Annotated in this window: 25 protein-coding genes; 14 read left to right on the top strand and 11 right to left on the bottom strand. The window is 71.3% G+C overall.

What is annotated here, in order from left to right:
- Positions 1 to 4 precede the first annotated feature (4 nt).
- The 3 genes from QM728_RS10955 to QM728_RS10945 form a co-directional block, all read right to left on the bottom strand.
- Positions 5 to 499, bottom strand: a complete 495-nt coding sequence (locus tag QM728_RS10955) for an SRPBCC family protein (RefSeq protein ID WP_415032043.1) — start codon at positions 497 to 499, stop codon at positions 5 to 7.
- Between the two features lie 79 nt (positions 500 to 578).
- The gene (locus QM728_RS10950; protein WP_007322075.1) at positions 579 to 833 is read right to left on the bottom strand and encodes a WhiB family transcriptional regulator; all 255 of its coding nucleotides are present in this window, start codon (positions 831 to 833) and stop codon (positions 579 to 581) included.
- A gap of 215 nt (positions 834 to 1,048) precedes the next feature.
- Entirely contained in the window at positions 1,049 to 2,008 is a 960-nt protein-coding gene (locus QM728_RS10945) for a diacylglycerol/lipid kinase family protein (protein WP_415032042.1), read from the bottom strand.
- A 51-nt stretch (positions 2,009 to 2,059) separates the two neighbouring features.
- Between QM728_RS10945 and QM728_RS10940 the strand changes: the two genes are divergently transcribed.
- Positions 2,060 to 2,464: a hypothetical protein gene (locus QM728_RS10940; RefSeq protein WP_415032041.1), complete on the top strand. Its 405-nt coding sequence runs from the start codon at positions 2,060 to 2,062 to the stop codon at positions 2,462 to 2,464.
- A gap of 16 nt (positions 2,465 to 2,480) precedes the next feature.
- Complete coding sequence (locus QM728_RS10935; protein ID WP_415032040.1) at positions 2,481 to 3,278, top strand: ParA family protein; 798 nt, start codon at positions 2,481 to 2,483, stop codon at positions 3,276 to 3,278.
- Here QM728_RS10935 and QM728_RS10930 read toward each other — a convergent pair whose 3' ends face one another.
- Positions 3,279 to 4,526 carry a hypothetical protein gene (locus tag QM728_RS10930; RefSeq protein WP_415032039.1) on the bottom strand — a complete coding sequence of 416 codons (1,248 nt, stop codon included), beginning with the start codon at positions 4,524 to 4,526 and terminating at the stop codon, positions 3,279 to 3,281.
- A 14-nt stretch (positions 4,527 to 4,540) separates the two neighbouring features.
- Complete coding sequence (locus tag QM728_RS10925; RefSeq protein WP_415032038.1) at positions 4,541 to 6,130, bottom strand: DEAD/DEAH box helicase; 1,590 nt, start codon at positions 6,128 to 6,130, stop codon at positions 4,541 to 4,543.
- A gap of 202 nt (positions 6,131 to 6,332) precedes the next feature.
- Here QM728_RS10925 and QM728_RS10920 point away from each other — a divergent pair, with 202 nt between their 5' ends.
- Both QM728_RS10920 and QM728_RS10915 read left to right on the top strand, forming a co-directional pair.
- Entirely contained in the window at positions 6,333 to 6,977 is a 645-nt protein-coding gene (locus QM728_RS10920) for a ferritin-like fold-containing protein (RefSeq protein ID WP_415032037.1), read from the top strand.
- A gap of 74 nt (positions 6,978 to 7,051) precedes the next feature.
- Positions 7,052 to 7,285 (top strand): DUF3107 domain-containing protein, encoded by a 234-nt coding sequence (locus tag QM728_RS10915; RefSeq protein ID WP_415032036.1) that lies wholly within the window; start codon positions 7,052 to 7,054, stop codon positions 7,283 to 7,285.
- Here the strand turns inward: QM728_RS10915 and QM728_RS10910 are convergent, their stop codons facing one another.
- Positions 7,286 to 7,924, bottom strand: a complete 639-nt coding sequence (locus QM728_RS10910; protein ID WP_415032035.1) for a TetR/AcrR family transcriptional regulator — start codon at positions 7,922 to 7,924, stop codon at positions 7,286 to 7,288.
- Between the two features lie 103 nt (positions 7,925 to 8,027).
- Here QM728_RS10910 and QM728_RS10905 point away from each other — a divergent pair, with 103 nt between their 5' ends.
- Together QM728_RS10905 and moeZ are read left to right on the top strand one after the other, a co-directional pair.
- A complete protein-coding gene (locus QM728_RS10905) occupies positions 8,028 to 9,176 on the top strand; it encodes a DUF3152 domain-containing protein (RefSeq protein WP_415032034.1) in 1,149 nt (382 codons plus the stop codon).
- The gene (gene moeZ, locus QM728_RS10900; protein WP_415032033.1) at positions 9,173 to 10,345 is read left to right on the top strand and encodes an adenylyltransferase/sulfurtransferase MoeZ; all 1,173 of its coding nucleotides are present in this window, start codon (positions 9,173 to 9,175) and stop codon (positions 10,343 to 10,345) included. Before QM728_RS10905 ends, moeZ begins: the two co-directional genes overlap by 4 nt.
- On the opposite strand, the gene QM728_RS10895 is transcribed toward moeZ, so the two are convergent.
- From QM728_RS10895 to QM728_RS10885, 3 genes are all read right to left on the bottom strand, one after another.
- Complete coding sequence (locus QM728_RS10895) at positions 10,346 to 11,203, bottom strand: TIGR02569 family protein (RefSeq protein WP_415032032.1); 858 nt, start codon at positions 11,201 to 11,203, stop codon at positions 10,346 to 10,348.
- Positions 11,204 to 11,300: 97 nt separating this feature from the next.
- Positions 11,301 to 11,600 carry an MGMT family protein gene (locus QM728_RS10890; RefSeq protein WP_415032031.1) on the bottom strand — a complete coding sequence of 100 codons (300 nt, stop codon included), beginning with the start codon at positions 11,598 to 11,600 and terminating at the stop codon, positions 11,301 to 11,303.
- On the bottom strand, positions 11,600 to 12,391 hold the full coding sequence (locus tag QM728_RS10885) for an alpha/beta fold hydrolase (protein ID WP_415032030.1): 792 nt from the start codon (positions 12,389 to 12,391) through the stop codon (positions 11,600 to 11,602). The genes QM728_RS10890 and QM728_RS10885 overlap by 1 nt, the downstream gene beginning before the upstream one ends.
- A 63-nt stretch (positions 12,392 to 12,454) precedes the next feature.
- On the opposite strand from QM728_RS10885, the gene QM728_RS10880 reads away from it, so the two are divergent.
- The 8 genes from QM728_RS10880 to QM728_RS10845 all read left to right on the top strand — a co-directional run bounded on the left by QM728_RS10880 (position 12,455) and on the right by QM728_RS10845 (position 24,352).
- On the top strand, positions 12,455 to 15,748 hold the full coding sequence (locus tag QM728_RS10880; RefSeq protein WP_415032029.1) for an ATP-dependent helicase: 3,294 nt from the start codon (positions 12,455 to 12,457) through the stop codon (positions 15,746 to 15,748).
- On the top strand, positions 15,741 to 19,088 hold the full coding sequence (locus QM728_RS10875; protein ID WP_415032028.1) for an ATP-dependent helicase: 3,348 nt from the start codon (positions 15,741 to 15,743) through the stop codon (positions 19,086 to 19,088). Before QM728_RS10880 ends, QM728_RS10875 begins: the two co-directional genes overlap by 8 nt.
- A 45-nt stretch (positions 19,089 to 19,133) precedes the next feature.
- A complete protein-coding gene (locus tag QM728_RS10870; protein WP_415032027.1) occupies positions 19,134 to 20,213 on the top strand; it encodes a potassium channel family protein in 1,080 nt (359 codons plus the stop codon).
- Between the two features lie 4 nt (positions 20,214 to 20,217).
- The gene (nudC, locus tag QM728_RS10865; RefSeq protein WP_415032026.1) at positions 20,218 to 21,141 is read left to right on the top strand and encodes an NAD(+) diphosphatase; all 924 of its coding nucleotides are present in this window, start codon (positions 20,218 to 20,220) and stop codon (positions 21,139 to 21,141) included.
- Between the two features lie 143 nt (positions 21,142 to 21,284).
- Positions 21,285 to 21,533 (top strand): mycoredoxin, encoded by a 249-nt coding sequence (locus QM728_RS10860; protein ID WP_415032025.1) that lies wholly within the window; start codon positions 21,285 to 21,287, stop codon positions 21,531 to 21,533.
- A 23-nt stretch (positions 21,534 to 21,556) separates the two neighbouring features.
- Positions 21,557 to 23,668: an ATP-dependent DNA helicase UvrD2 gene (locus QM728_RS10855; RefSeq protein ID WP_415032024.1), complete on the top strand. Its 2,112-nt coding sequence runs from the start codon at positions 21,557 to 21,559 to the stop codon at positions 23,666 to 23,668.
- 121 nt (positions 23,669 to 23,789) lie between these two features.
- Positions 23,790 to 23,951 carry a hypothetical protein gene (locus QM728_RS10850; RefSeq protein WP_415032023.1) on the top strand — a complete coding sequence of 54 codons (162 nt, stop codon included), beginning with the start codon at positions 23,790 to 23,792 and terminating at the stop codon, positions 23,949 to 23,951.
- A 110-nt stretch (positions 23,952 to 24,061) separates the two neighbouring features.
- Positions 24,062 to 24,352, top strand: coding sequence for a WhiB family transcriptional regulator (locus tag QM728_RS10845; protein WP_415032022.1), 291 nt, complete (start codon positions 24,062 to 24,064; stop codon positions 24,350 to 24,352).
- A gap of 31 nt (positions 24,353 to 24,383) precedes the next feature.
- Here QM728_RS10845 and QM728_RS10840 read toward each other — a convergent pair whose 3' ends face one another.
- Together QM728_RS10840 and QM728_RS10835 are read right to left on the bottom strand one after the other, a co-directional pair.
- Positions 24,384 to 25,697 carry an ABC1 kinase family protein gene (locus tag QM728_RS10840; RefSeq protein WP_415032021.1) on the bottom strand — a complete coding sequence of 438 codons (1,314 nt, stop codon included), beginning with the start codon at positions 25,695 to 25,697 and terminating at the stop codon, positions 24,384 to 24,386.
- A gap of 30 nt (positions 25,698 to 25,727) precedes the next feature.
- The gene (locus QM728_RS10835) at positions 25,728 to 26,606 is read right to left on the bottom strand and encodes a hypothetical protein (RefSeq protein WP_415032020.1); all 879 of its coding nucleotides are present in this window, start codon (positions 26,604 to 26,606) and stop codon (positions 25,728 to 25,730) included.
- Positions 26,607 to 26,674 lie beyond the last annotated feature (68 nt).

The raw sequence follows: 26,674 nt of genomic DNA, 5'->3' as shown, positions 1-26,674 counted from the left end.
CGCCTCACCCCTCGATAAGCCGCTTGAGACGCTTGAGGCTTTCGGCGATATTGCCGCGCTGGAACTCGGCGAACCCGGGTTTGCCCGTGACGATTCGGTCGAAAACAGCGGCGACTCCGTCGGGCCACCCCCGATCGTCCGTCCAGGTTTCGGTGACCCTGGTGCCACCGTCGACGGGCTCGAGGGTGAATGTCCAGGTCGCAACCGCGACGGGTGCCATGACCGGGCCGAAGCCCCAGCGGCGCACGGCGAACTCGAACCGCCTATTGGGATCGGCGGCGGTGACTTCGCACCGCGTGGACCACCGGAAGCCGAGGCGGCGGTTCCATCCCGTAAACGTCATCCCCGCGTAAGCCGCACGGTCGGGGTCGTCGACCACCCCGCGCGTGTTCTCCGGACTGAACTCGGGGATCCGGTCCGGATGACTGACGACGTCGTAGACCACCGCCGGATCGGCAGCGACGACGATGCTCTCGGAAACGCGCGTGGTCCGTGTCATGGACCGAGCATAAGTCCTTACAACAGCAGCGAACCCCGGTGGCCGAGGGCCATCCGGGGTTCGCTGGAAACGTCTGGACTTAGACGGTGCTGCGCGCGCGGGTGCGGGCGTTGCGACGCTTGAGGGCGCGGCGCTCGTCCTCGCTCATGCCGCCCCACACGCCGGCATCCTGACCGGAGTCGAGGGCCCACGTCAGGCACTCGGCGGTCACCGGGCAGCGGTTGCACACGAGCTTCGCGTCGGCGATCTGGGCGATGGCCGGGCCACTGGTTCCCACCGGGAAGAACAGCTCCGGGTCTTCGTCGCGACAGATTGCCTTGTGGCGCCAATCCATTTCTTCACGTCTCCCTGTGTCTGCGCGCAGCGATGCGCGCCCGTCATTAAGCCGCACGGGCGTTTGGCTGGTTTTAGCTGGCTGTTCACGCGCTGACCTGCTGTTCGTCAGCTTGTGTTCCTTGTGAATACTTTCACGAATCAGCGTGAAGTCAATAGGTTTCCATTAACACGTGTGCAACATCACTGTGCGCGCGGGGTCCCCTTTGGGCCGGTTCAGCCGGCGGTGTCCGGCGGTGCGACGACGGCGAGCGCGTCGGGCCGGTAGCCGAACTCGATCTCGGTGCGCTCGCCGACGTAGTCGCCGTCGATCTGCACCGGCAGCGGCACGGGGGAGGTGAACCACACCTTCGCGACGTCGTCGTTGCGGTAGAGGTGCCCGGCATGCGGATCGGCGTGGACCAGCAGCCGGGTGGCCAGCGGCAGGTTGCGCGGCACGCTCATCGTCGACGACGCGAAGACGCCCAGGCCGCCGAACAGCGTGGTGCCGGGGTTGGTCTCGATGATGCGACCGCCCAGGAAGGTCCACGGCGTGGTGTTGAGGACGAATGCGAACGAGGTGTCGGGCAGGTCGAGGTGGCCGCCGTCGTGGGTCGACACCGAGACGGTGAAGCGCGCGGTGTCCATCCGGTGGCGCAGGAACGTGACGACCGTCGTGAACAGGTACCGGGCGGGCGTGGCCGCCTTGCCCTTCTTGCGCTTGCGCTCCATCGCCTCGACGACGTGCGCGTCGATGCCCATGCCGCAGTTGAACAGGAACCAGCGGCTGTCGGCGATGCCCAGGTTCACGGTGCGCGAAGCGTCCGACTCGAGCAGGCCGATCAACTGTGCCGTCGCCAGCAGGGGGTCGGCGTCGATGCCGAGGGCGCGCGCGAACACGTTGGCGCTGCCGCCGGGGATGATGCCGAGGCGGGGCAGGGACGGCGGTGTCGGATCGGCGGGCGTGCCGAGCAGCCCGTTGACCACTTCGTTCACCGAGCCGTCGCCGCCGTGGACGATGATCGCGTCGTAGCCGCCGTCGGCCACGGCCTTGCGCGTCAGTTCCTCGGCGTGGCCGCGGTGGGTGGTGAGTTCGACGGTCAGGTCCATCCGGGCGCCCAACGTGTGCGCGAGGGTGTCCCGGCCAGCCGGGGTCGTCGCCGTCGCGTAGGGGTTGACGATTAGCAATGCCCGCACGGAACACCACCCTACGGTGGCCGTTGTCGGCGTGCGCAATACCCTGGGCCCATGCAACTCGGTGACGCTCCGACACCGGTCCGGTGGGCCGGCATCTCGATCGCGATTCAGGGGGCGGTGGGCCTGGTCGCCGCCGCGGTTCTGGTGGTCCGCGCGCTGGGCGGACACCACGAGGACTTCGCCAGCGGCTACGGCCTGGCGCTGTGGTGCGCGCTGATCGGCCTCGCCGTGCTGGCCGGGGGTCTCGCGCTGCTGCGCGGCAAGCGGTGGGGCCGGGGGATAGGTGTCGTCGCCGAACTCCTGCTGTTGCCGGTCGCCTATGCGCTGATGACCGACAGCGGACGTCCCCATTTCGGCATTCCACTGGCGATCTGGGCGTTCGGCACGCTGGTCGCGCTGTTCACCGCGCCCGCGCTGGAATGGGCGGCCGGCGACCTGCCGCCCGACGCGAACTGACCCGTAAGGTAAAGCCATGACCACGACCGTCGCGATCGCCAACCAGAAGGGCGGGGTCGCCAAGACCACGACCACCGTCTCCCTCGGGGCCGCATTGTCCGAGATGGACGTCTCGGTGCTCGTCGTCGACCTCGACCCGCAGGGCTGCCTGACGTTCTCCCTCGGTCACGATCCCGACCAGCTCGAGGTGTCGGTGCACGACGTCCTCCTCGGCGAGGAGGAGATCGCCGACGTGCTGCTGGCCACCGACGACGGCATGACCCTGCTGCCGGCCACCATCGACCTCGCCGGCGCCGAGGCGCTGCTGCTGATGCGTCCGGGCCGCGAGTACGCGCTCAAGCGCGCGCTGGCCGAGGTCGCGCAGGACTACGACGTCATCCTCATCGACTGCCCGCCGTCGCTGGGCGTGCTCACCCTCAACGGCCTGACCGCCGCCGACTCGGTGATGGTGCCGCTGCAGTGCGAGACGCTCGCCCACCGCGGCGTCGGCCAGCTGCTGCGCACCGTGACCGAAGTCCAACAGATCACCAACCCGAATCTTGAGCTCATCGGTGCGATCGCCACCCTGTACGACGCCCGCACCACGCACAGCCGGGATGTGCTGGCCGATGTCGCCGACCGCTATGAGCTGTCGGTGATCAACCCGCCGATCCCGCGCACCGTGCGATTCGCCGAGGCGTCCGCGTCGGGCGCGTCGGTGCTGCGCGGGCGCAAGAACAAGGGTGCGGTGGCCTACCGCGAGCTGGCGCAGAACCTGTGGAACCACTGGTCCAAGGGCGCCGAGCTGGAGACCTTCGCGCTCACCGGAGGGTGATCACGGCCCGTAGGCGGTGATCGTCTGGCCGCGCTGCTCGATGACCTGCGCGCCGATCAACGCCGGCACGATCGCCATGTCGGGGCCGGGTGGCCGGCGCAGCGGCACCTCGCCCTCGCGCTGGCCGCTGGCCGCGTCGACGACCTGGTAGCCGCCGGCGTCGGGGATCAACAGCTTGCCGTCGACCGTCGCCGCGGGTCCGCGCGTGCCCGCCGCGGTGAACTTCGGGCGCATCGTGGCAGTGTCGAGGACCACGGTCGCCGGACCGGTCCACAGCGTGGCCATGCCCTCGCCGTCGGTCGCGATCGAGCCGGGCGGCAGTTCCGCGCCACCGGGCACGCGGTGCCTTCCGGTCTCGGTGCCGTTCGAGTCGAAGGTGCGGATCGCCGCGGGGGTGGGCTCGGGGGTGTTCTTGCCGCCGTCATAGACAGCGATCGCCGACTCGGACATCGCGACGACGACCGGCGGGGCGAACGCGGTGCCGCTGGTGATCACGGTCGAGCCGTACTTGGTGACCTTCTCGTCCTTGTTGAGCACGGCGCCGACGACGGTCAGCCGGTAGCCGGGGTCACCGTCGCAGTGCTCGATGACGGCGACGCGGTCGCCGGCGGTGCGGCCCGACGACAGTCGGCAGTTGCGCCCGGTGTGCTCGCCCGGGTCGGGCTTGACGGGTGCGTCGACGCGGCCGTACTCGATGCCGCGGACCAGGTTCGAGCCCCAGGACTCGAATCGTGTCGGGCCCAGGCTCAGCACGTAGCCGCCGTCGGACTGCAGGGTGACCGACTGGTCGGCGTCGGAACTGCGGGTGGCTTTGCGGATGCCGCGGGTCGCCTCGATGGCGGTCACCTCGCCGCAGCCGCGGCTGTTCCGATACGCCGCGAGCGCGGTGGGGCTGTTGGGCGACCAGGCGGCCAGGACGGCGCAGACCGGCAGCGGTCGGCGGTAGGTCCACACGGCTTTGCCGGTGCGCGGGTCGCGCGCGGTGACGGTGCCGCCGTCGCCGGTGAGCGCCACGGTGTCGGTGACCTGGGGCGACCGGGTCGCGGGGGAGGGGGCGGTCCACAGTTGGCGCAGCTTCGCCGGCACGCCGGCCGGGTACGGCTGCGCCGGCGGCGTCGACGTCGCCGGGGTCAGCGTGGTGCGTCGCGCGGAGCTGAAGTACCAGGCGGCGGCAGCGGTGACGACGAGCGCCACGACGATCAACGCCGAGACGATGAGGTCGACGGGTCGGCGCCGCAGCGGTCGCATACTCGGGTGGGTGCCTACTCGGCCGAGGCCGGCGCAGCAGCGGTGTTGGCGTCGCCGCTGCCCTTGCCGCGTCCACCGCGACGACGGCGTCGACGACGCGGTGCGCCGCCTTCGCCGGTGCCCTCGCCGGCCGCGGCCTTGGCGGGCTGTGCGTCGGTCTTCGCCTCGCCGCCCTCGGTCGACGGCTTGCCGCCGCGGGTACGGCTGCGGGTGCGCTCGGACTTCTGGCGGGCCGGGCGCTCGACGCGCTTGCGGTCGCGGTCCTTGTTGCGCAGGCCCTGGGTGCCGGTGGCGGTCTTCGGGGCGCCGATGCGGCCGGTGGCCGACTCGGGGATGTTGAGCTCCTCGCGCAGGTGCTCGGAGCTCGAGTAGGTCTCCACCGGCTCGGGCGTCTCGAGGCCGAGGGCGTTGTTGATCAGCGACCAGCGGTGCATCTCGTCCCAGTCGACGAGGGTGATGGCGATACCGGTGCGGCCGGCGCGGCCGGTGCGGCCGATGCGGTGGACGTAGGTCTTGTCGTCCTCGGGGCACTGGTAGTTGATGACGTGGGTGACGTCGTCGATGTCGATGCCGCGGGCGGCGACGTCGGTGGCGACGAGGACGTCGATGGTGCCGTCGCGGAACGACGCCAGCGCCTTCTCGCGCGCGCCCTGGCCGAGGTCGCCGTGGACGGCGCCGACGGCGAAGCCGCGGTCGGCCAGGTCGTCGGCGACCTTCTGGGCGGTGCGCTTGGTGCGCGTGAAGATCATCGTCGCGCCGCGGCCCTCGGCCTGCAGCACGCGGGCGACCAGCTCGGCCTTGTCCATCGCGTGGGCGCGGTAGATGTGCTGGGTGGTGCGCTCGTGCACGGCTGAGTCGTTGGCGTGCTCGGCGCGGATGTGCGTCGGCTTGGTGAGGAAGGTGCGGGCCAGGGTGACGATCGGACCGGGCATCGTCGCCGAGAACAGCATCGTCTGGCGGGCCGACGGGACGGCGGACAGGATGCGCTCGATGTCGGGGAGGAAGCCCAGGTCGAGCATTTCGTCGGCCTCGTCGAGGACGAGGATCTCGACCTTGCCGAGGACCAGGTGGCCCTGCTGCGCGAGGTCGAGAAGACGGCCGGGGGTGCCGACGACGACATCGACGCCGGCCTGCAGCTCGGCGATCTGCGACTCGTAGGGGCGACCGCCGTAGATGGCGGTGACCTTCAGCGGGCGGGTGGTGCCGTCGGCGAGCGTGACGTCGACGCCCTTGCCGGCGACCTCGAGGTCGCCGTTGACCTGCAGGCACAGCTCGCGCGTCGGCACGATGACCAGGGCGCGCGGGGTGTTGTCGAGGGCGCGGACGCCGGACTCGGGGGCGGTCTTCAGGCGGTGCAGCAGCGGCACGCCGAAGCCGAAGGTCTTGCCCATGCCGGTGCGGGCCTGGCCGATCAGGTCGTCGCCGGCCAGCGCGAGCGGCAGCGTCAGTTCCTGGATGGCGAAGGTGTGGGTCTTGCCGTCGGCGGTGAGTGCAGCGACGATGTCGTCGTGCACGCCGAGCTCGGCGAAGGTGGGAGCGGAGTGCTCCTCGTCGATGATGGTCGTCTGGACCGACTCGTCGGCGGTCGCGGCGGAATTACTCATATGGGATTGTCCAAAACCTCTCGGATGGCTTCGCGCGCATCCAGCGGTTTGGCCGGCCCCGAGTGATTCGCGGATGCCCCTGCAGGGGCCGCGTGCGGAGCGATGCGCGCACATTGCGCGGCGCCGCAACCGAAGATCACGGTGCGGCACCTATCTCCAGTGTACTTGGTTAGCCGACGCGGGCCCGCCTACCATCCAAGTCATGGACGAAAGCCCCGGCATTGCCAAGCTCTTCTCGGTCCTTCTCGCCGGCGAATACGCCGCCTACCAACGGTTGATCACGGAGTCCGCGATGGCGCCCGACGTCGCCAGTCGCATCGCGATCGGTCGGATGGCGGCCTCGGAGATGGGGCACTTCGACGAACTCGCGGAGGAAGTCGCGGGGCGCGGCCTCGACCCCGCCGAGCAGGTGCTCAAGTACGTCGACATCTTCGACCGCTACCACGGCACCACCAACCCCAAGACCTGGGACGAGGTCATGGTGAAGTGCTACGTCGGCGACGGGTTGGCGGCCGACTTCTACGGCGAGCTGGCCGACGCGCTGCCCGCCGAGGCCCACGACGTCGTCTCCTCGGTGATGCGCGAGACCGGCAACTCGGAGTTCGCCAAGGAGTGGATCCGTGCGCGCGTCGCGGCCGAGCCGGAGTTGAAGTGGCCGCTCACCCTGTGGGGTCGGCGCCTGCTGGGTGAGGCCGTCACGCACACGCAGTGGGTGCTGGCCGCCGAGGACGACGTCACCGACCTGTTGTTCACCGGTGGGACCACCGACCTCGCGCAGGTGTCGCAGTTCTTCGACTCGGTCACCGAGCGGCACGCCAAGCGCATGGCCGATCTGGGGCTCGGGTAACCCGTCTTCCGCTGCTGGCGAAACGGGTGCCGCGCGGCGTCGGCGTCCGCCCGGTCTCGGCTAGGCTCTAGACCATGAGCGTGGAAGTCAAAATCGGCATCGTCGACAGTCCTCGGGAACTGACCGTGCAGGTCGCCGATGACAGCGAGAAGACCTTCGACGCGGTGTCGTCGGCGTTGAGCGGCAAGACCGAGCTGCTGACCCTGACCGACGACCGCGGTTCTCGGTTCCTGGTGCCGGCGGCGAAGATCGCCTACGCCGAGGTCGGCAGCGCCGAGGTGCGCCGCGTCGGCTTCGCCGCCAAGTAGCTACTTCTCTTTGTCCGCGTTCTGATACGGAACGCGCGACAGCCCGCCCCAGAGCAGGGCGACGGTGGTCTCCACCGCGACATCCTTGTCGACGGGCCGGTGCGCGTCGATCCAGTAGCGCGCGTTGACCTGGCTGGCGCCGACGATGCCGGCGGCGAGCATGCGCGACCGGTACGGGTCGTAGCCCGAGTCGTGCATGACGAGTTCGTAGATGGCGTCGACGCAGGCCTCGATGGCACCCTCGGTGCGCTTGATGACGGCCGGGTCCTTGGCGTCGGAGGTGAAGATCAGGCGGTAGCCCGAGTTGTCCAGGTCGACGAAGTCGAAGAAGGCCTCGACGGCGGCGCGCACGCGCTGGCGGTTGTCGGTGCTGATGCGCAGCGCGTCGTTGATCGCCGTCACCAGCTTCTCGGCGTGCGAGTCGACGACGGCGATGTAGAGGTCCAGTTTCGACGGGAAGTGCTGGTACAGGACGGGCTTCGAGACGCCAGCGTGAATGGCGATCTCGTCCATGCCGGCCGAGTGGTAACCACGCTCGACGAAGATCTCGCTGGCGGCGTCGAGGAGCTGCAACCGCCGGGCACTACGCGGCAGCCGCGTGCCGTTGCGGCCCGCGGGAGTCGTGCTGGACGTTGTCATGAGCAGCAGCCTACTCCGGCGGTGGTTGAGCGCATTTCGGTAACCTGGGCGCCCTGCGCGGCGCCTCCGCGGAAACGGCCGCGACCTGTGAGAAAGTTGTGATGTGAACCGATCTGAGGACGGCCGTTCCGGCGTGCCGCCTCGACCCCGAGCGGGCGAGGCCGCGCGCCGGTCGCGCCCCCGCGCGGGTGAATCTGCCGGGTCGCGCCCCCGCGCCGGGGATTCGGAGCGCCCGCGCGCCGGCGATCTGGCCGGCGTCGGCGCGGCGATGTCGGCCGACGCACCCGCGAGCGGTGCGCACCGTTCCGCCGGGTCGCGCGGGGCGCCGCGATCGTCGGTGCCGCGGCCGGACCCCGGTCAGCCGCTGACTGCGACGTGGGACCCGCCCGCCGAGACCGACCTGGACCACGAGGGTTTCGTCGCCACCTACGGCTGGCGGGCGTACGCGATTCCGGTGCTCGCCATCTTGACCGTCGTCCTGCTGGTGCTGACCGTGCGCGGCGGGAGTGCCGACGGATCCGCGGACAAGCCGTCGCCCGACGAGGGGCGCGACACCCAGGTGGCCAAGGAGTCGGCACCGGTCGGTGCGCCGACCGTTCAGATCGCCGAGGCCGCGCTGCCGGTCGGTGCGCTGCCCCCGGGCGGGCACTTCACGCGGCAGGCTAAGAAGTCGTTCCACGTCGTGCCGGTGAAGACGTCGAAGAAGATCGGGCGGGGTGCGCAGGAGTACACCTACACGGTCGAGGTCGAGGACGGGCTGATCGCCACCGACTTCTCCGGCGACAACGCCTTCGCGACCATGGTCGACGCGACGCTGGCGAACCGGCACAGCTGGATCGGCGGCGGCAAGGTCTCCTTCAAGCGGGTGGGCGCCGGACAGAGCCCGAACCTGCGGATCTCGCTGACGTCGACGAATACGGCCCGCGAGCTGTGCGGCTACCAGATCAAGCTGGAGAGCTCCTGCTTCTACCCGCCGACGAACCAGGTCCTCCTCAACGAGGCCCGGTGGGTGCGCGGCGCGATCTCCTTCGACGGCGACATCCACAGCTACCGGCAGTACCAGATCAACCACGAGGTCGGGCACGGCATCGGGTACGCCCAGCACGAGCCGTGCAAGCAGAACGGCAAGTTGGCGCCGATCATGATGCAGCAGTCGTTCGGCGTGCGAAACAAGGACATAATGGGGTTGGACCCGCAGATGGACGCGAATCCCGCGTTGAGCTGTAAACCCAACCCTTGGCCCTTCCCATGACACTTCCCCCGCTGACCGAGCCCGCCGGTGAACTGAGCCGCGCCGAGGTTGCCCGGTACAGCAGGCACCTGATCATTCCCGACGTCGGGATGGCGGGGCAGAAGCGGCTGAAGAACGCAAAGGTACTGGTCATCGGGGCCGGCGGGCTCGGATCGCCGACGCTGATGTACCTTGCCGCCGCCGGGGTGGGGACCATCGGCATCGTCGACTTCGACACCGTCGACGAGTCCAATCTGCAGCGCCAGGTCATCCACGGCCAGTCCGACATCGGCGTTCCCAAGGCGGTCAGCGCCAAGAACTCGATGTTGGAGATCAACCCGCACATCACCGTGCACACGCACGAGTTCGCGTTGAGCAACGAGAACGCCGTCGAACTTTTCGCCCAATACGATTTGATCCTCGACGGAGCGGACAACTTCGCCACCCGCTACCTCGTCAACGACGCCGCGATCCTCGCCGGCAAGCCCTACGTGTGGGGCTCGATCTACCGGTTCGAGGGCCAGGTGTCGGTGTTCTGGGAGGACGCGCCCGACGGGCAGGGCCTCAACTACCGCGACCTCTACCCGCAGGCGCCGCCGCCGGGCATGGTGCCGTCGTGCGCCGAGGGCGGCGTGCTGGGCATCCTCTGCGCGACGATCGGCTCGATCATGGGCACCGAGGCGATCAAGCTGATCTGCGGGATCGGCGAGACGCTCCTCGGCCGGCTGATGATCTACGACGCCCTGGAGATGACATTCCGCACGGTCCGCATCCGCAAGGACCCGCAGGGCGCGAAGGTCACCGAGCTCATCGACTACGACGACTTCTGCGGCGTCGTCTCCGACGAGGCGCAGGCGGCCGCGATTGGTTCGACGCTGACCCCGGCCGAACTCGCCGAGCGCCTCAACGCCGGTGACCCGGTCGCCCTCGTCGACGTCCGCGACCCGGTCGAGTGGGACATCGTGCACCTCGACGGCGCGACGCTGATCCCGAAGGGCGAGTTCGAATCGGGCGACGGCCTGGGCAAGCTGCCGCAGGACAAGCCGGTCGTGCTCTACTGCCGGACGGGGGTGCGGTCGGCCGAGGTGCTCGCCATCCTCAAGGGCGCGGGTTTCGCCAACGCCAGTCACCTGCAGGGCGGCATCACCGCGTGGGCGCAGACGGTCGATCCGTCGATGCCGATCTACTGACTAAACGCGCAATCGCACCAGGTCGACGACCCGCATGAGCCCCGGGAGGGCACCCGCGGTGGACCGTGGGTGCAGGGCGTGCACGGCGAGGCGGAACATCACCGCGCGCAGCAACATCTGACCCCACTCGGGCAGGTCGGACCAGCGGTCGAGCAGGTCCTCGCCGGCGCCGCCCCACGCGATCGCGTCGACCGCGGCTACCGCCGACGCCCAGGCGGCCGGCCGCCAGTAGGGGACGATGTCGGTGATTCCGGGCGCCGCGGCACCCGCGAATAGGACGGTGCCGAACAGGTCGCCGTGGACGATTTGCGACCGTGAGGTCACCGGTCGTCGGAGCCCGGCCAACGTCTTGAGCATCGCGACGCTCGCCTGGCCGTCCTCGCTCTCCGGCTCGGCCATGCCGGCGGCACGGGCGCTGCGCAGCGGCTGGTCCTCCCACGCCGCGCGGTCGGCCGCGGTGAAGACGTCGACGTCGGTATACGGCGGGGCGGGCGGCTGCAGCAGGAAGCGAGGGCGCTCGAGGTCGGCCAGCGCGGCGTGCAGCCGGTCGGCGACCTGCATGATCTCGTCGTAGCGCGGCTCGGGGGACCCGGCGATGTAGGTGTCGGCGCGCCAGCCGGACACGACGTAGCGGCCGTCGGTGGCGCGGAACGGTCGTGCGACGCGCAGGCCGTCGACGTAGAGGCTCTCCCGGGTGGACGCCGACCAGGCGGCGCGCGCGTGGTCGGGGACCATCGACAGGACGACTTCGCCGACGCGCCAGCCGCCGACCCACTGATCGCCCATGGCGATCGGCGGGTGTGCGGTCAGCCCGAACGTCCCCAGGACATGCTCGGGCGGCTCGACGGCTTTGGTCACGGCTCTGAGGTTACCGACGCGGTCGCCCGTTTCTGGTCAGCGACACCGGCGATCGACCTGGTCTTTTGCTCGGAAAGCGGTGAAAACGACAGGCGGATCAGGCGGGCGACCAGCGACACTCGCGCAGGACCACCCGACCGTCGACGACGGGCACCCCCTCGTCGGCGAGTCGGCCCAGCTGTCGCGACGCCAGGTGCGCCGGCGGACGGCCCGACGCGCTGATCACGCGGTGCCACGGGAGGTCGGCGGAATCGGTGCGCATGATCCAGCCGACGATCCGCGGGCTGGACAGGCCCGCGGCCGCGGCGAGGTCGCCGTAGGTGGTGACCATCCCGACTGGAATCGCCGCGACGAGTGCGCGCACCCGCTCGACGTCGTCGTCGGTGACGGCGGCCATCAGCGGGCAGCCCGCACGAGCCGCGCGACGAGCGCCGGTTCCAGGAACGGCACCATGTGCTCGCAGTCGGCGTGGTGGACGCGGACCGACTCGGCCCGCTCGCGCCGGCAGGCGTCGAGGAAGGCGGCGCTCACCAGCGGGGGTTCCACGCGGTCGGCGACGACGACGTCGGTGGGAATACCGTCCGGCGGCAACTCGAAGGGGCGGGCCATCTCGCTCCACGCGGTCGCCGCCGCCGGTTGGCTCACCCGCCAGGCAAAGGCTCCCGGCGGCAGTCCCACCTGGTCGGAGGGCCGCAGGTGGACGGCGATCTCCTCGTCGAGGATCTCCGGCGGCACCGCGTACCAGCCCTCGGCGCGCTTGCCCTCGCGCGCGGCGTCGGGCGACGCGTAGGTCCAGTGGGCCATGCTCGCCGTCGAGATCTCGAGCGCCCGCGCCGGGTCGAGGCCCTGCGCCGGATCGAGCAGGACGAGTGCGCGGACGCGCTCGGGATGTCGCTGCGCCAACCGGATGGCGAGGGCCCCGCCGAAGGAGTGGGCGACGACGACGAACGGCGCCGCAAGCCCGGCCACGACCTCGTCGATCGCGTCCAGGTGCGCCTCGTACGACCACGGCGGCGCCCACGACGAGTCGCCGTGGCCGAGTAGGTCGGGGGCGACGATCCGGTGGTCGGGCAGGTCCCGCGCCAGGTGCGCCCACCGCTGCCCGTGACCGGTCAGGCCGTGCAGCGCCAGGACGAGCGGCGCGTCGGCATCGTCGGGCCCGAAGCGGTGGACGTGGAGTGCGGACATCGTGTGCCCGACCCTAGCCGGTGGGCGGCCCGTCGCGTCAGACCGTTCTGCTTCGATGGGGTCATGGTCCGCAGCCCGGTTCCGCGCCCCGCGGTGCGCACGACGCTCGTCGCGCCGCCGGTGCCGGCGGACGAGCCGCGGCAGTGGCCGTCGGCGGTCGCGCGGCTGATCGGGACCCCGGTGCTCGCCGAGCCCGGACGGCCGTGGCTGCCGTACCGCGTCCACGGCGGACCGGGGACCGGCAAGAGTTCGGTCATCGTCGACGCGGCCGTCGCGCGGCTCACCGATCCGACGGTCGACCCCGAGTCGGTCCTGGTGCTGGCGCCGGGTCGTCGGGCCGGCGCCGCACTGCGCGAGGAGATCACCCGCCGCGTGCTGGCGTCGGGGGCCGCGCACGCCGGTGCCGCGCGCGAACCGCTCGTGCGAACGATCCACTCCTACGCCTTCGCCATCCTGCGCCTGCAGGCCCAGGCCCACGACAACCCGCCGCCGCGGCTCATCACCGGGTCCGAGCAGGACGTCGTGCTGCGCGAACTCCTCGCGGGCGACGTCGCCGACGGTGCCGACAACTGGCCGGCGCGGCTGCGGCCGGCGCTGCTCACCGACGGCTTCGCCCAGGCGTTGCGCGACCTGCTCATGCGGGCCGCCGAGCGCGGCGCCGGACCGGAGGAGCTGGTCGCCCTCGGCCGCAGGCACAAACGCCCCGAATGGGTCGCCGCCGGCCGCATGTTCGCCCAGTACGAGCAGACGATGCTGCTGCGCGGCTCGGTCGGCGTGGAGGCACCGCAGGCCAGCGCGCCCGCCGTCGACGCCGCCGAACTCGTCGGGTCCGCGCTCTCGGCCTTCGCCACCGACCCCGACCTGCTCGCCGCCCAGCGCGCCCGCATCCGCCACGTCCTCGTCGACGACGCGCAGCACCTGGACCCGCAGGCCGCGGAACTGGTGCGCCTCATCGGCACCGGGGCCGACTCGACGATCATCGCCACCGACACCGACCAGTCGGTATTCGGCTTCCGCGGCGCCGCACCGCGGTTCTCCGACGACCTCGTCGACGCCGGGTCGCCGCGCGACATCGAGCTGACCGTCGACCACCGCTGTGCGCCTCCGATCAACGCCGTCGGAGCCGCCCTCGCGGCACGACTGCCCGGCGCGCGCCCGCACGACTACCCGCGGGCCGACCCCGACGCCGACGGCAGCGCGTCGGTGCGGGTCTACGCCTCAGCGGCGAAAGAGGCGACCGCGGTCGCCGACCTGCTGCGCCGGGCGCACCTGTTCGACGGTGTGCCGTGGTCGTCGATGGCGGTCGTCGTGCGCTCGGTGCCGGCCGCACTGCCCGCCCTGCGCCGGGCCTTCCGCTCGGCCGGCGTACCGATGGCCACGCCCGCCTCCGACCTGCCGCTGCACCGCCAGCGGGCCGTCGCCGCCTTCCTCATCGCGCTGCTGGCCGCCGACCGCGCACCCCTCGAACCCGAAGACGTGATCACCCTGCTCACCGGTCCGATCGGCGGAGCCGATCCCGGATCGCTGCGCCGACTGCGACGGGGCGTCCGGCGAATCGACGAGGATGTCGACTCCATCGTCGCGTTGCACACCGCCATCGTCGACGACGATCAGGCCGCCCGCTACCTGTCCGAGCTGTCAGAGGCGGAGGCGCGTCCGCTGCAACGGGTGCGCGCCGTCGTGACCGCCGCGCGCACCGCTGTAGCGGCCCACCGCAGCGTCGAAGAAGTCCTCTGGGAGGCCTGGCAGGCGTCCGGCCTGGAGCGACGGTGGGCGCCGTCCGCATTGCGCGGCGGGCCGGCGGGGGAGCAGGCCGACCGTGACCTCGACGCGATGCTCGCGCTGTTCGAAGCCGCCGAGTCATTCGGCGACAACCTGCCCAGCGCCGGTGTCGCCATGTTCGTCGAGCACGTCGAAGCGCTGCAGATCCCGCGCGACTCCCGGGCCGCCGCCGTCCGCGACGAGGCGGTCACCATCTGTTCGGCGCACGCCGCCGTCGGCCGCGAATGGGACGTCGTCGCCGTGCCCGGCGTGCTCGACGGATTGTGGCCGTCGCTGCGCCCGCGCGGCAGCATCCTGGCGACCGGGGCGCTGGTGGACATCCTCGACGGCATCGACCCGGCGGCGGTCGACACCGTCTCGCGCAGCGCGGGCGCCCTCGCCGACGAGCGCCGCCTGCTGCTCGTCGCGTGCACGCGGGCCCGACGACGACTCCTGGTCAGCGCGGTCGAGGACGGCAGCGGCGAGGCCGCACCGTCCCGCTTCATCGGGGAGCTGGCGGCGGTCACCGGCACAACGGCCGACGGCGAGGTCGACGACCCCGAGGCGGTACCCGTCGACCCGGGCGTCGACCGCGTGCTCTCGCTGCCGTCGCTGGTCGCCACCTTGCGCGCCGAGGTCATGGCCGGCGTCGACCCCGACGGGGGAGCGCCGACGCCGCGGGCGCGGGCGGCCGCCGACCTCCTCGCCCGGCTGGCCGACCGGGACATTCCCGGTGCCCACCCGCGCGACTGGTACGGACTGGCCGATCCCAGCACCGACGAACCGCTGTGGCTGCCCGCCGACGGGCCGCGGCGGCTCTCCCCGTCGGGCATCGAGTCGCTGACCCGCTGCTCGCTGCGCTGGGTCCTCGAGGGCAACGGCGGCCGTGATGGCGACGCGACGCCCGCGGTCACCGGCACGCTCGTGCACACGCTGGTGCAGGCGCTCGCCGGCGCGATCTCGCCGGAGCAGGCGACGGCGGCGCTGCGCGGGATCTGGGACCGCGTCGACACCGGCGCCGAGTGGTTCTCCCGACGCGAGCTCGAGCGCGCCGAGACGATGCTCGACAACTTCCGCAACTGGCTGACCGCCTCGCGCGACGCGCTGACCGAGGTGGGCACCGAGGTCGAGGTCGACGCCGCGCTGGCAGCGGCGGACCCGGGCGACATCCCGGTGCGCGTGGTCGGTCGCATCGACCGCCTGGAGACCGATCACCAGGGTCGCCCGGTGGTCGTCGACGTGAAGACGGGCAAGAACCCGGTCACCAAGGCCGACGCCGCCGAGCACCCGCAGTTGGCGACCTACCAGCTCGCGCTGCACCTGGGCGGCGTCGAGGGATTCCCCGCCGGTACCGAGCCCGGCGGCGGCGAACTCGTCTACGTCGCCAGCCCCAACAAGACGACCGGCGCCGCGGTCCGCGGGCAGCCCGCGCTCACGCCCGAGCTGGTCTCGGAATGGATGCTGATCCTGCGGATGGCCGCGAAGGCCAGCACCGGGCCGGTGTTCGTCGCCGCGCAGAACCCCGGCTGTGACCACTGCGGGCTGCAGGCGTCGTGCCCGGCGCAGTTGACCGGACGGAGTGTGGTCGATGACTGACCTCATCCCTGCCACCAGCATCGCCGCCGCGCTTGGACTTCCGCGGCCGACCGAGGAACAGGTCGCCGTCATCGAGGCGCCGCTCGAGCCGGTGCTCGTCGTCGCCGGCGCCGGTGCCGGCAAGACCGAGACCATGGCCTCGCGCGTCGTGTGGCTCGTCGTCAACCGCTTCGCCGGCCCCGACGAGGTGCTGGGCCTGACCTTCACGCGCAAGGCGGCCAGCGAACTGGGCGCCCGCATCCGTCGCCGGCTGTCGATGCTGGCCGGCGCCCCCGTGCTGGCCGACTGGGATCCCGACGGCGAGCTCCGCGCGCGCCTGGCGGGCGCCGACCCGGAGATCAGCACCTACCACGCCTACGCGGGCCGGCTGATCGCCGACTACGGCCTGCTGCTGCCGGTCGAGCCGTCGTCGACCCTGCTCAGCGAAACCGAGCTGTGGCAGCTCGCGTTCTCGGTCGTCGCCACCTATCCGGGCGAACTCGCCACGACCAAGGTTCCGTCGGGGGTCACCGAAGCGGTCCTCAAGCTCTACTCCGATTCCGCCGAACACCTGGTGAGCCTCACCCGGTTGGCCGCCGCCGGGCAGCAGCTCTACGACATGGTCGACCGGTTGCCGAAGGGCCCGGGGCAGAAGGAGAACCCGAACGCCTACCTGCGCTCGGTGCAGGCCGTCGTCGACGAGCGGCGCGCGCTGCTGCCCCTGGTGCAGTCCCTGTCCGACCGCATGCGCGAGCAGGGCGCCCTCGACTTCGGCTCGCAGATGTCGCTGGCCGCGCGCCTGGCGACCGCGCACCCGGAGGTCGTCGCGGCCGAACGGGCGTCGGTGCGCGCCGTGCTCCTCGACGAGTACCAGGACACCGGACACTCGCAGCGCATCCTGTTGCGCGCGCTCTTCGGCGGCGATGGGCCACCCGTCGCGGTGACCGCGGTCGGCGACCCGATTCAGTCGATCTACGGCTGGCGCGGCGCCTCGGCGGCCAACCTGCCGCGCTTCGCCACCGACTTCCCCCGGCCCGACGGCACCCCGGCACGACGACTCGAACTGCTCACCAGTTGGCGCAACGGCGCCCACGCGCTGACCCTCGCCAACGCGGCGTCGGAGGAGCTGCGCCGCCGCGGCGTCCCGGTCTCGGTGCTGCGGCCCCGGCCCGACGCCCCGCTGGGCACCGCGACGCTGGCGTTGACCGACACCGTGCTCGACGAGCGCGCGTGGATCGCCGCGCAGATCGCCGACCTCTACACCGCCGCGGCCGACGCCGGTGAGGCGCCGCCGACCACGGCGATCCTGGTGCGCCGCAACGAGGACTCCGCACCGCTGGCCGCCGAACTCGAGGGCGTCGGCATCCCCGCCGAGGTCGTCGGCATCGGCGGGCTGCTGCATGTGCCAGAGATCGAGGACGTCGTCGCCACGCTGCGGCTGATGGCCGATCCGATGGCCGGCGCCGCCGCGATGCGACTGCTCACCGGCGCCCGGTGGCAGCTGGGCGCCGGGGACATCGCCGCGCTGTGGCGACGGGCCCGCGAACTGGCCGCCCGGACCCGCGTCGCCGACATGCCGCTGACCACTGCCGAAGAGCTCGACGCGGCCCTGGCCGCCTCGGTGCCCGACGAACTCGTCGACGACGCCGGCATCGCCGACGCGCTGGTCGATCCCGGGGATGCGTCGCGCTACAGCGCCGAGGGGTTCGCGCGGATCCGCCGCCTCGGCGGGCAACTCGAAGGCCTGCGCCGCCGCATCGGCCAGCCGCTGCCCGAGCTGGTCGCCGACGTCGAGCAGACGATCGGCGTCGCGGTCGAGGCACAGATCCGGGCCCGCCGCATGCGCGGCGCGACGACCGGCCGCGAGCACCTGGACGCGTTCGCGGCATACGTCGCCGACTACGCCGACAAGCCGGGGGCGACGCTGCCCGGCCTGCTGTCGTTCCTCGACACCGCCGAGACGATCGAGAAGGGCCTGGAGCCCGGCCGCATCGAGGTCGCCGAGCAGCGGGTGCAGATCCTCACGGTGCACGCGGCGAAGGGCCTGGAATGGGATGTCGTGGTGATTCCGCACATGTGCGGCGGGATCTTCCCGAGCGGTCGCGCCGAGGGGACCTGGCTGGGCAGTGCGCGCGAACTGCCCGCCGAGGTGCGCGGCGACCTGGCCGACCCGCAGCACCCCGGCGAGGGGTACCCGGCGCTGGACCTGTCCGCCGTCACCGACCGCAAACAGCTGGAAACCGCGCTCGAGGAGCACAAGGACGCCATCGCGCGCCGCCGACTCGAGGAGGACCGTCGACTGCTCTACGTCGCGCTCACCCGCGCCAAGGAGCGGTTGTACGTCTCGGCGCACCACTGGTCGATGGGGTCGGCCAAGCCGCGCGCGGTCTCCGAGTTCTACGACGAATTGCGCACCATCGTCACCGAGGCGATCGCGGATCCCGCCGTCGATTCGACCGGCCTGACGGTCGCCGTCGCCGCGCCCGAGCCCGAGGACGGGACCGTCAACCCGCTCGCCGCGCACACCGTCACCGCGCGGTGGCCGGCCGATCGGTTGGGCGCGCGGCGCTCGGCCTCCGACGCCGCGGCCGCGCTCGTCCTGGACCGCCTGACTGCGCGCGACCAGCCGTCGCTGTTCGACGAGGGGACACCGGCGGATTCGATTCCCGCGGACGTCGACGTCGTGCAGTGGGCCGAGGAGGTCGAGGTGCTGCTCGACGAACACGCACACGCCAACCAGGCGGGCGTCGACGTCGCGCTGCCGACGCATCTGTCGGTGAGTCAACTGGTCGACCTCGACACCGACGAAGCGTCCTTCGCGCAGCGCCTGCGCCGCCCGGTACCGTTCAAGCCGAACCCGATGGCCCGCCGCGGGACCGCCTTCCACGCCTGGGTGGAGCGCCGCTTCGGCGCGACCCGGCTGCTCGACATCGACGAGCTGCCCGGTGCCGCCGACGACACCGCCACCCCCGACGAGGACCTCGCCGCGTTGATCGCGCGGTTCGAGTCGTCGCGCTGGGCGAATCGGACCCCGGTGGAGGTCGAGGTGCCCTTCGAAACGGTCATCGGCGGCGCGGTGATCCGTGGTCGTGCCGACGCGGTGTTCGCCGACGAGCCCGGCCCCGACGGGGAGCCCCGGTGGATCGTCGTCGACTGGAAGACCGGCGCGGTGCCCGAGCCCGCCAAGCGGGCGTCGCTCAACATCCAGCTCGCGGCCTACCGGATCGCCTGGGCGAAACTCGCCGGCGCCCGACTCGACCAGGTCCGCGCGGCCTTCCACTACGTGCGCTCGGACTACACCCTCGAACCCGACGACCTGCCCGACGCCGCGGCGTTGGCGGCGCTCCTGGCGCGTGGGTGACCGATTCGCTGTTAGATTGCATCCTGTGAAGACCACGGGCGGCCGATGAAGGACAAGCTTCGGCGCAGGCGGCCGGGCAGCGTGCTGTCGGCCGAGCCCGAGTACGCCCTCGTCAACATCATCAAGATCCCCGACGCGGAGGTCAGTCCCGCGCGGGCAATCGGGCGCCGCATCCTGTTCGCGCTCGTCGCGCTGTTCTTCTGTGCCTTCCTGGTCTACGTCGACCGCGAGGGGTACCACGACGCGAAGGGCGAGGGTCAGCTCACCTTCCTCGACGCCGTCTACTACTCGGCGGTGACCCTTTCGACCACCGGCTACGGCGACATCACGCCGGTGAGCGAGTTCGCCCGCACGATCAACATCGTCATCATCACGCCGCTGCGCGTGCTCTTCCTGATCGTCTTGATCGGTACGACCCTCGAAGTCCTCACCGAACGGTCGCGTCAGGCGCTCCGAATCCAACGCTGGAGGTCCACGTTGCGCAACCACACCGTCGTCGTCGGGTACGGCACCAAGGGACAGACCGCGGTCGACGCGATGCTCGCCGACGGCGTCAAGCCGTCCGAGATCGTCGTCGTCGACCCGTCGCAGAGCGCGCTCGAGGCGGCCGAGGCCCACGGGCTGGTCACCGTGCGCGGCGACGCCACCAAGTCGGACATCCTCCGACTGGCCGGCACCGCCCACGCCGCGAGCATCATCATCGCGACCAGTCGTGACGACACCGCGGTGTTGACGACGCTGTCGGCGCGGGAGATGAACAAGACGGCGACCATCGTCGCGTCGATCCGTGAGGCGGAGAACACCCACGTGATGAAGCAGTCGGGCGCCAACTCGGTGGTGGTCAGCTCGGAAACCGCCGGCCGACTGCTCGGCATCGCCACGCAGACCCCGAGCGTCGTGGAGATGTTCGAGGACCTGCTCACCCCCGACGAGGGGTACGCCATCGCCGAGCGGCCGGTCGATCCGACGGAGGTGGGCGGCTCACCGGCGCACACCTCCGACATCGTGTTGGGCGTCGTGCGCGACGGCAAGCTGTACCGGGTGAGCGAACCCGACGTCGACTCGATCGAGTTGGGCGACCGCCTGCTCTACGTCCGGCGCGCCCCGGCTGCGAAGGACCGCTGACCCCGTGGCCTTCGCGCTGCCGCAGCCGCCGCTGTTCTCCCGCTCCACGATTGCGCGCGGCGGCGAGCTGCGCGGTAATCGCGGCGTCGCACACCAGGCGTGGCCGATGGCCAAGGTCCTGTTGCTCGACCGTCGCGGCCGGTTCGGCGTCGCCGAGCAGGGCGGCCTGCGCTGGGTCGGCGGACCGGAGGTCGCCGCCGACGGCCCGCCCGACGACGCGGTCCTGCTGGGTGTCGACGGCGAGGTGTTCCTGTGGGCGCGACGGGTCGACGAGGTCGCCGAGCCGCTCGGGGACGCGCGCTCGGCCGGCCATCACCTCAGCGGGGACGAGGCGGGTCTGCTCGTCACGGCGCTGGGGCTGCTCAACTGGAACGACACCGCCGAGTTCTCGCCGACGACCGGTCAGCCCACCCGCCCGGAGAAGTTCGGCTGGGTCCGTCGCGACCGCTCCTGCGGCCGCGAGGAGTTCCCGCGCACCGATCCGGCGATCATCACAGTCGTCCACGACGGCGGCGACCGGATCCTGCTCGGCCGCCAGGCGATGTGGCCCGAGCGGTGGTATTCCACGCTCGCCGGGTTCGTCGAGCCGGGGGAGTCCCTCGAGCAGTGCGTCATCCGCGAGGTGCACGAGGAAGTCGGCATCACCGTCACCGACCCGCGGTACCTGGGCAGCCAGCCGTGGCCGTTCCCGCGGTCGTTGATGATCGGTTTCGCCGCCCTCGGCGACCCCGACGAGCCCCTGGAGTTCCTCGACGGCGAGATCGCCGACGCCGCCTGGTTCACCCGCGACGAGGTGCGCGCTGCGCTCGCCGCGAAGGAGTGGACCGACCCCGACGAGGGCGACGACGGTCCGCAGGTCCCGCTGCGCGTGCCCGGATCGGTGTCGATCGCCCGCTCGATGATCGAGGCCTGGGCCGCCGCCGACTAACGCCGAGTGGGCGGTCGAAACCCACCGAGTGGGCGGTCTAACCCCACCGAGTGGGCACCCAGTCCTCGCCGAGTGGGCACCCAGACCGCGCCGAGTGGGCACCGCGGGGAACATGTGGCCCGCGCTGTGGTGTTATGCCACGTATGAGCAATGACGCAGCCCTGACCATGTACACCACCACCTGGTGCGGCTACTGCAACCGCCTCAAGACCGGGCTCAAGAGCCTCGGCGTCACCTGGGACGAGGTGAACATCGAGGAGGACCCGGCGGCGGCCGACTTCGTCGGCAGCGTGAACAACGGCAACCACGTCGTCCCGACGGTGAAGTACGCCGACGGCAGCACGGCCACCAACCCGTCGATCGCCGACGTCAAGAAGAAGCTCGGCCTGTAGGGCTGTCGGCCCCGGGTGAGATAGTGGTCGGCGTGGGGGACCATCTCGCCGATCTCGATCCGGAACAGCTCGCCGCGGTGACCGCGCCGCGCGGTCCGGTGTGCGTGCTGGCGGGCGCCGGCACGGGCAAGACCCGAACGATCACCCGGCGGATCGCCCACCTCGTCGACCAGGGCCAGGTCAACCCCGACCAGGTGCTCGCCGTCACCTTCACCGCTCGCGCCGCGGGGGAGATGCGCTCGCGACTGCGCACCCTGGGGATCGGCAACGCCGGCGCCGGCGGCGGAGTCCAGGCGCAGACCTTCCACGCCGCGGCCCTGCGCCAGCTGCGCTACTTCTGGCCGCGCTGCCTGGGCAGCGCCCGCTGGGAGCTGCTCGACTCCAAGCTCCCCATCGTCGGACCCGCCGCACGCAAAGCGGGCGTTCCGACGGCGACCGAGACGCTGCGCGACCTCGCCTCGGAGATCGAATGGGCCAAGGCCAGCCTCGTCGGGCCCGGCGAGTACGCGGCGGCCGCCACCCGGGCCGACCGCGACCTGCCGGTGTCCGCGGAGAAGGTGGCCGAGGTGTTCGCCGCCTATGAGGCCGCCAAGGTCTCCGCCGACGGCGACTACCTGCTCGACTTCGACGACCTGCTGATCTTCACCACCCAGATGCTCACCGACGACGCCGGTCTCGCCGACGAGTTCCGCTCGCGCTACCGCTGCTTCGTCGTCGACGAGTATCAGGACGTCACGCCCGTGCAGCAGGGCCTGCTCGACGCGTGGCTGGGCGAGCGCGACGATCTGACCGTCGTCGGCGATGCCAACCAGACCATCTACACCTTCGCCGGCGCCCGGCCCGACTACCTGCTGAACTTCTCGCGCCGCTTCCCCGAGGCACAGGTCGTTCGCCTCGTCCGCGACTACCGGTCCACCCCCGAGGTCGTCGACCTCGCCAACCGGGTCATCGGGGCCGCCCGCGGCCGCGCGGCCGGCACCCGGCTGGAGTTGGTTGGTCAGCGCCCGCCCGGGCCGCAGCCGAAGTTCGCCGAATACGCCAACGAACCGGCCGAGGCCGCCGCGGCCGTCGCCGAGATCGGCAAGCTGATCGCCGACGGCGTCCCGGCATCGGAAATCGCCATCCTGTACCGGGTGAACGCGCAGTCCCAGGTCTACGAGCAGGCGCTGACCGAGGCGCAGATCCCGTACCAGGTCCGCGGCGGCGACGCCTTCTTCAATCGGACCGAGATCCGCCAGGCGCTGCGCGAGATCGTCGCGGCCGGACGGGCCGAGAACGTCGCGTCGGGACCCGACCTGCCGGGCGCCCTCGGCGTGCTGCTGTTCCCGCTGGGCCTGACCCCCGACGAGCCGTCGGGTGCCGAGGCGAAGTCGCGCTGGGCCTCGCTCACCGCGCTTGTCGAGTTGGCCGAGGAACTCCTCGCGCACAACCCGGAGCTGTCGATGACCGAACTCGCCGCCGAACTGACCTCCCGCGCGTCGGCCGGCCATCCGCCGACGATGCGCGGCGTCACGCTCTCGTCGCTGCACGCGGCCAAGGGTCTGGAGTGGGACGCGGTGTTCCTCGTCGGGCTCACCGACGGCGCGGTGCCGATCAGCCACGCCATCGACACCTCGCCGGAGGCGATCGAGGAGGAGCGTCGCCTGTTCTACGTCGGCGTCACCCGGGCGCGCGAGCACCTGCGGTTGTCGTGGGCGCTGGCGCGCAACGAGGGCGGTCGTCGCGGCCGACGACGGTCCCGCTTCCTGAGTGGACTGCTGCCGACCTGCACGCGCTGCTCGTCGAACCTGATGGGCGCGAAGGCGCTGCAGACGGGCGTTTGCGACTCGTGCTCGGGCGACCGCAGGCCCGGCGGCGGATCCGGCACCGCGGCGCGACGGGCCGCGACCATGCCGCTGGCCCCGGCCGACGCCGAACTCTTCGACAACCTCAAGGCGTGGCGACTGGCCGAGGCGAATCGGCAGGACAAGCCCGCCTTCACCGTCTTCGCGGACAAGACATTGCGCGAGATCGCCACCAGCCGGCCCGTTGACTTGCGCGCGTTGGCCCGGGTCAACGGCGTCGGCGCGGCAAAGCTCGAGCGCTATGGCGAGGACGTCGTCGCCATCGTCGCCAATGCGCAAACCGCGCACTGAGCGGTAAAACCGGAGGTCAAAAATAGGTTGTGCCACTCGGATCGGGTCCGTACCCTGGTTCGAGTCAAGGCAGCGGGGACGTACCCCTTGCTGTGTGTATCGAGTCGGAAGGAGTCCGGCAGTGAACTGGAGCGATTACGTCGCCAGCCATGCGTTCCGCGCCGTGCGCCTGTGGGAAGGCCATGCCGTGCCCACGACCGACCTCGCGAATGCGCAGCTGAAGCCGGGAGCCGCAATCTCTCGTGCTCTAGAGCGATTCTCCGATACGGATCATCCGATGTGACGAAGTAGTCCTTCGGACTCGAACCGGCCACGGCGAATCGCTTACCGCGAGGACCTGGCCGGTTTTTTCGCATCTGTTGACCGTTGTACCTGCTGACCTTGGAGAATCACATGACCTGTTTGACCGATTTCATCAGCGGAGCGCCCCCGTCGGCGTCCTCCGTCACCTCGCTCGGCATCCCGTGCCGGGAGACCGAGGCGGACTTGTGGTTCGCCGAGGCCCCGGCCGAGTTGGAGGCCGCGAAGGCGTTGTGCCAGACCTGCCCGTTGCAGCGGGAGTGTCTGACCAGCGCGATCGAGCGCTCCGAGCCCTGGGGGGTCTGGGGCGGCGAGATCTTCGAGCGGGGCCAGATCGTGGCCCGCAAGCGGCCGCGCGGGCGCCCGCGGAAGATCGCCAGTTAGGACTGAGCCCGGCAGGCATTGCTTGCCGGGCTCAGTCGATCCCGGGGACCCACTCGGACACGATGGCCCGGTAGGGGGCGTGGGCCTCCAGCTGCGAGGCGATGCCGACGCAGCCGAGCAGCACGCGGAAGATCATCACGTACTCGGTGGGGACGTTGAGGTACCGGGACGTCTTGTAGACGTCGCCGCGCATGTCGGTGGCATTGCCCGCGGCGCGCTGCATCCACTTGCGGGTGAAGTGGAAGTCGTCGACGTAGAGCGGGTCGACGAACGGTCGGAGGAAGGCTTCGAGGTCCTCGGCGCTCACCTTGCCGGCGTGGCTGCGCTGCAGGAAGTTGTTCTCGACCATCACCTCGCGCAGCTCGTCGTACTTCTTGTCGCGGGCCAATCTAAGAATCTCGCCGGTCGCCGCCGGCAGCCCGTCGGGATACCGGCCGACGGCGCCGAAGTCGAGGACGCCGAACCGGCCGTCGTCGGCGATGAAGAAGTTCCCCGGATGCGGGTCGCCGTGCAGGAGGCCGACGCGGTAAGGGGAGGAGATCTCGAAGCGCGCCATGTGCTCGGCCGCCTTGTTGCGCTCGGACTGGCTGCCCTCGGTGATCAGTTTCGACAGCGGCCGTCCGGTCACCCATTCGGACACGACGACCTTGGGCGCACTCGCCACGACCTTCGGCACGAGGAATTCTGGATCGCCCTCGTACGCCTTGGCGAAGGCGCGCTGGTTCTCGGCCTCGCCGAGGTAGTCCAACTCGTCGTCGGTGCGGTCGATGAGCTCGTCGACCATCGCCTTCACGTCGGTGCCCGGCGACAACTTCTGGATCAGGCCGGACATCCGGCCGAGGGTCTTGAGGTCGGCGCGCAGGGCGTGGTCGGCACCCGGGTACTGGACCTTGACCGCGACGTCGCGCCCGTCGGACCACACCGCCTTGTGCACCTGGCCGATGCTGGCGGCCGCGGCCGGCTCGTCGTTGAACTCTTGGAAGCGCTCGCGCCACTTGGTGCCCAGTTGCTGGTCGAGCACGGCGTGCACCTTGGCGGCGGGCAGCGGCGGCGCCTCGGCCTGCAGCTTGGTGAGGGCGTCGCGGAACGGCTCCCCGAACTCCTCGGGGATGGCGGCCTCCATGATGGACAGCGCCTGGCCGACTTTCATCGCACCGCCCTTGAGCTCGCCGAGGACGGCGAAGAGCTGCTCGGCGGTCTTCTCCATCAACTCCTGGTTGACTTCGTCCTTGCTCTTGCCGGCGATCCGCTTGCCCAGTCCGCCGACGGCCCGCCCGGCCACGCCGATCGGAAGTGCCGCCAACTTGGCGTTGCGCCGCCCTGCGCCCCGCGTGATGTCGCTCATACCAGCCAGAGTAGACCAGCGCCGGATGCCCTAGTCGTTTCTCCAACGCGCCCCGCAGAAACAGTGCGGGTGCGCCGGCCAGTCCTTGTGGCGCAGCCGCAGCGGGCGGGCGTGGATCTCCAGCGTGCGCTCGACCAGATCGGGTCGCGCGCGGTCGCCGTCCAACCCGTCCAACCCGGCCGAGATCTGCTCGATCTGCTCGACGGCCGCGCCGACGGCCAGCCGGACGACCGCGTCGCTGGCGTAGCCGGGCCGGTTCACCAACTGGGCGCAGACCTGCGGCCAGCCCGGATCCAGCGTCGCGCGGTGGTGGTCCGCGCACCGCAGGCAACTGGATCGGCCGGGCAGGACGAGCGGTCCGACGACCGCGACGCCGTCGCGCAACCGCACCGGCAGGTGGGGCACGCCGGCGCGCATCAGATCGGTGACGACCAGCGGGTCGTGGTGGGTGAAGTCGGTGAGCACGACCAGCGTCGGCCGCGTCGCGCCGCTGCGCCACGGGCGGGCATGGCGGACGCTGCTGCGGGCCAGCGGGTAGCCGGCGTCGGATAGCGCGGCACTCAAGCCGTCGCGCACCGGACCGCGCCCGTGCAGGCACACCCGCAGGGTGGGCGGGCAGCCGGATGTGATGGCGCCGAGGCCGCGCAGCGGCGCGACGATCCGGTCGAAGTCCGCCGGGGAGAGCCCCACCTCGTCGAGTCGCGACCGCAGGCCGCCGGTGCCGCCCGGTTCGCGGAGCGAGTCCAGGAGGTCGGCGACGTCATAGGCGTAGACGTCCGGCGGGAGGTCGACGAGGGTGCTGCGCTCGGGGTCGCAGCCGATCTGCAACTGGTGCGCGCCGCGGATGAGAATCGCCGCGCCCGCGCGCAGCGCGGCTGGAACCGGAATCGCGATCTGCACTGCCCCCATGGGGACAGTGTGCCGTCGGCGGCAGCGGACCGACCCGCCGCCGACGGGTTATCCACAGGCCGATTCGG

The organism is Gordonia sp. (in: high G+C Gram-positive bacteria), assembly GCF_047602025.1.
In the GTDB taxonomy this organism is placed as follows: Bacteria; Actinomycetota; Actinomycetes; order Mycobacteriales; family Mycobacteriaceae; genus Gordonia.
This window is presented reverse-complemented; position numbering and strand designations above follow the sequence as displayed.

Coding starts and splice junctions, on each gene's coding strand:
- QM728_RS10955 (WP_415032043.1), bottom strand. CDS start 499: ATGACACGGACCACGCGCGTTTCCGAGAGCATCGTCGTCGCTGCCGAT.
- QM728_RS10950 (WP_007322075.1), bottom strand. CDS start 833: ATGGATTGGCGCCACAAGGCAATCTGTCGCGACGAAGACCCGGAGCTG.
- QM728_RS10940 (WP_415032041.1), top strand. CDS start 2,060: ATGCAACTCGGTGACGCTCCGACACCGGTCCGGTGGGCCGGCATCTCG.
- QM728_RS10935 (WP_415032040.1), top strand. CDS start 2,481: ATGACCACGACCGTCGCGATCGCCAACCAGAAGGGCGGGGTCGCCAAG.
- QM728_RS10930 (WP_415032039.1), bottom strand. CDS start 4,526: ATGCGACCGCTGCGGCGCCGACCCGTCGACCTCATCGTCTCGGCGTTG.
- QM728_RS10925 (WP_415032038.1), bottom strand. CDS start 6,130: ATGAGTAATTCCGCCGCGACCGCCGACGAGTCGGTCCAGACGACCATC.
- QM728_RS10920 (WP_415032037.1), top strand. CDS start 6,333: ATGGACGAAAGCCCCGGCATTGCCAAGCTCTTCTCGGTCCTTCTCGCC.
- QM728_RS10915 (WP_415032036.1), top strand. CDS start 7,052: ATGAGCGTGGAAGTCAAAATCGGCATCGTCGACAGTCCTCGGGAACTG.
- QM728_RS10910 (WP_415032035.1), bottom strand. CDS start 7,924: ATGACAACGTCCAGCACGACTCCCGCGGGCCGCAACGGCACGCGGCTG.
- moeZ (WP_415032033.1), top strand. CDS start 9,173: ATGACACTTCCCCCGCTGACCGAGCCCGCCGGTGAACTGAGCCGCGCC.
- QM728_RS10890 (WP_415032031.1), bottom strand. CDS start 11,600: ATGGCCGCCGTCACCGACGACGACGTCGAGCGGGTGCGCGCACTCGTC.
- QM728_RS10885 (WP_415032030.1), bottom strand. CDS start 12,391: ATGTCCGCACTCCACGTCCACCGCTTCGGGCCCGACGATGCCGACGCG.
- QM728_RS10880 (WP_415032029.1), top strand. CDS start 12,455: ATGGTCCGCAGCCCGGTTCCGCGCCCCGCGGTGCGCACGACGCTCGTC.
- QM728_RS10875 (WP_415032028.1), top strand. CDS start 15,741: ATGACTGACCTCATCCCTGCCACCAGCATCGCCGCCGCGCTTGGACTT.
- QM728_RS10870 (WP_415032027.1), top strand. CDS start 19,134: ATGAAGGACAAGCTTCGGCGCAGGCGGCCGGGCAGCGTGCTGTCGGCC.
- QM728_RS10860 (WP_415032025.1), top strand. CDS start 21,285: ATGAGCAATGACGCAGCCCTGACCATGTACACCACCACCTGGTGCGGC.
- QM728_RS10845 (WP_415032022.1), top strand. CDS start 24,062: ATGACCTGTTTGACCGATTTCATCAGCGGAGCGCCCCCGTCGGCGTCC.
- QM728_RS10840 (WP_415032021.1), bottom strand. CDS start 25,697: ATGAGCGACATCACGCGGGGCGCAGGGCGGCGCAACGCCAAGTTGGCG.
- QM728_RS10835 (WP_415032020.1), bottom strand. CDS start 26,606: ATGGGGGCAGTGCAGATCGCGATTCCGGTTCCAGCCGCGCTGCGCGCG.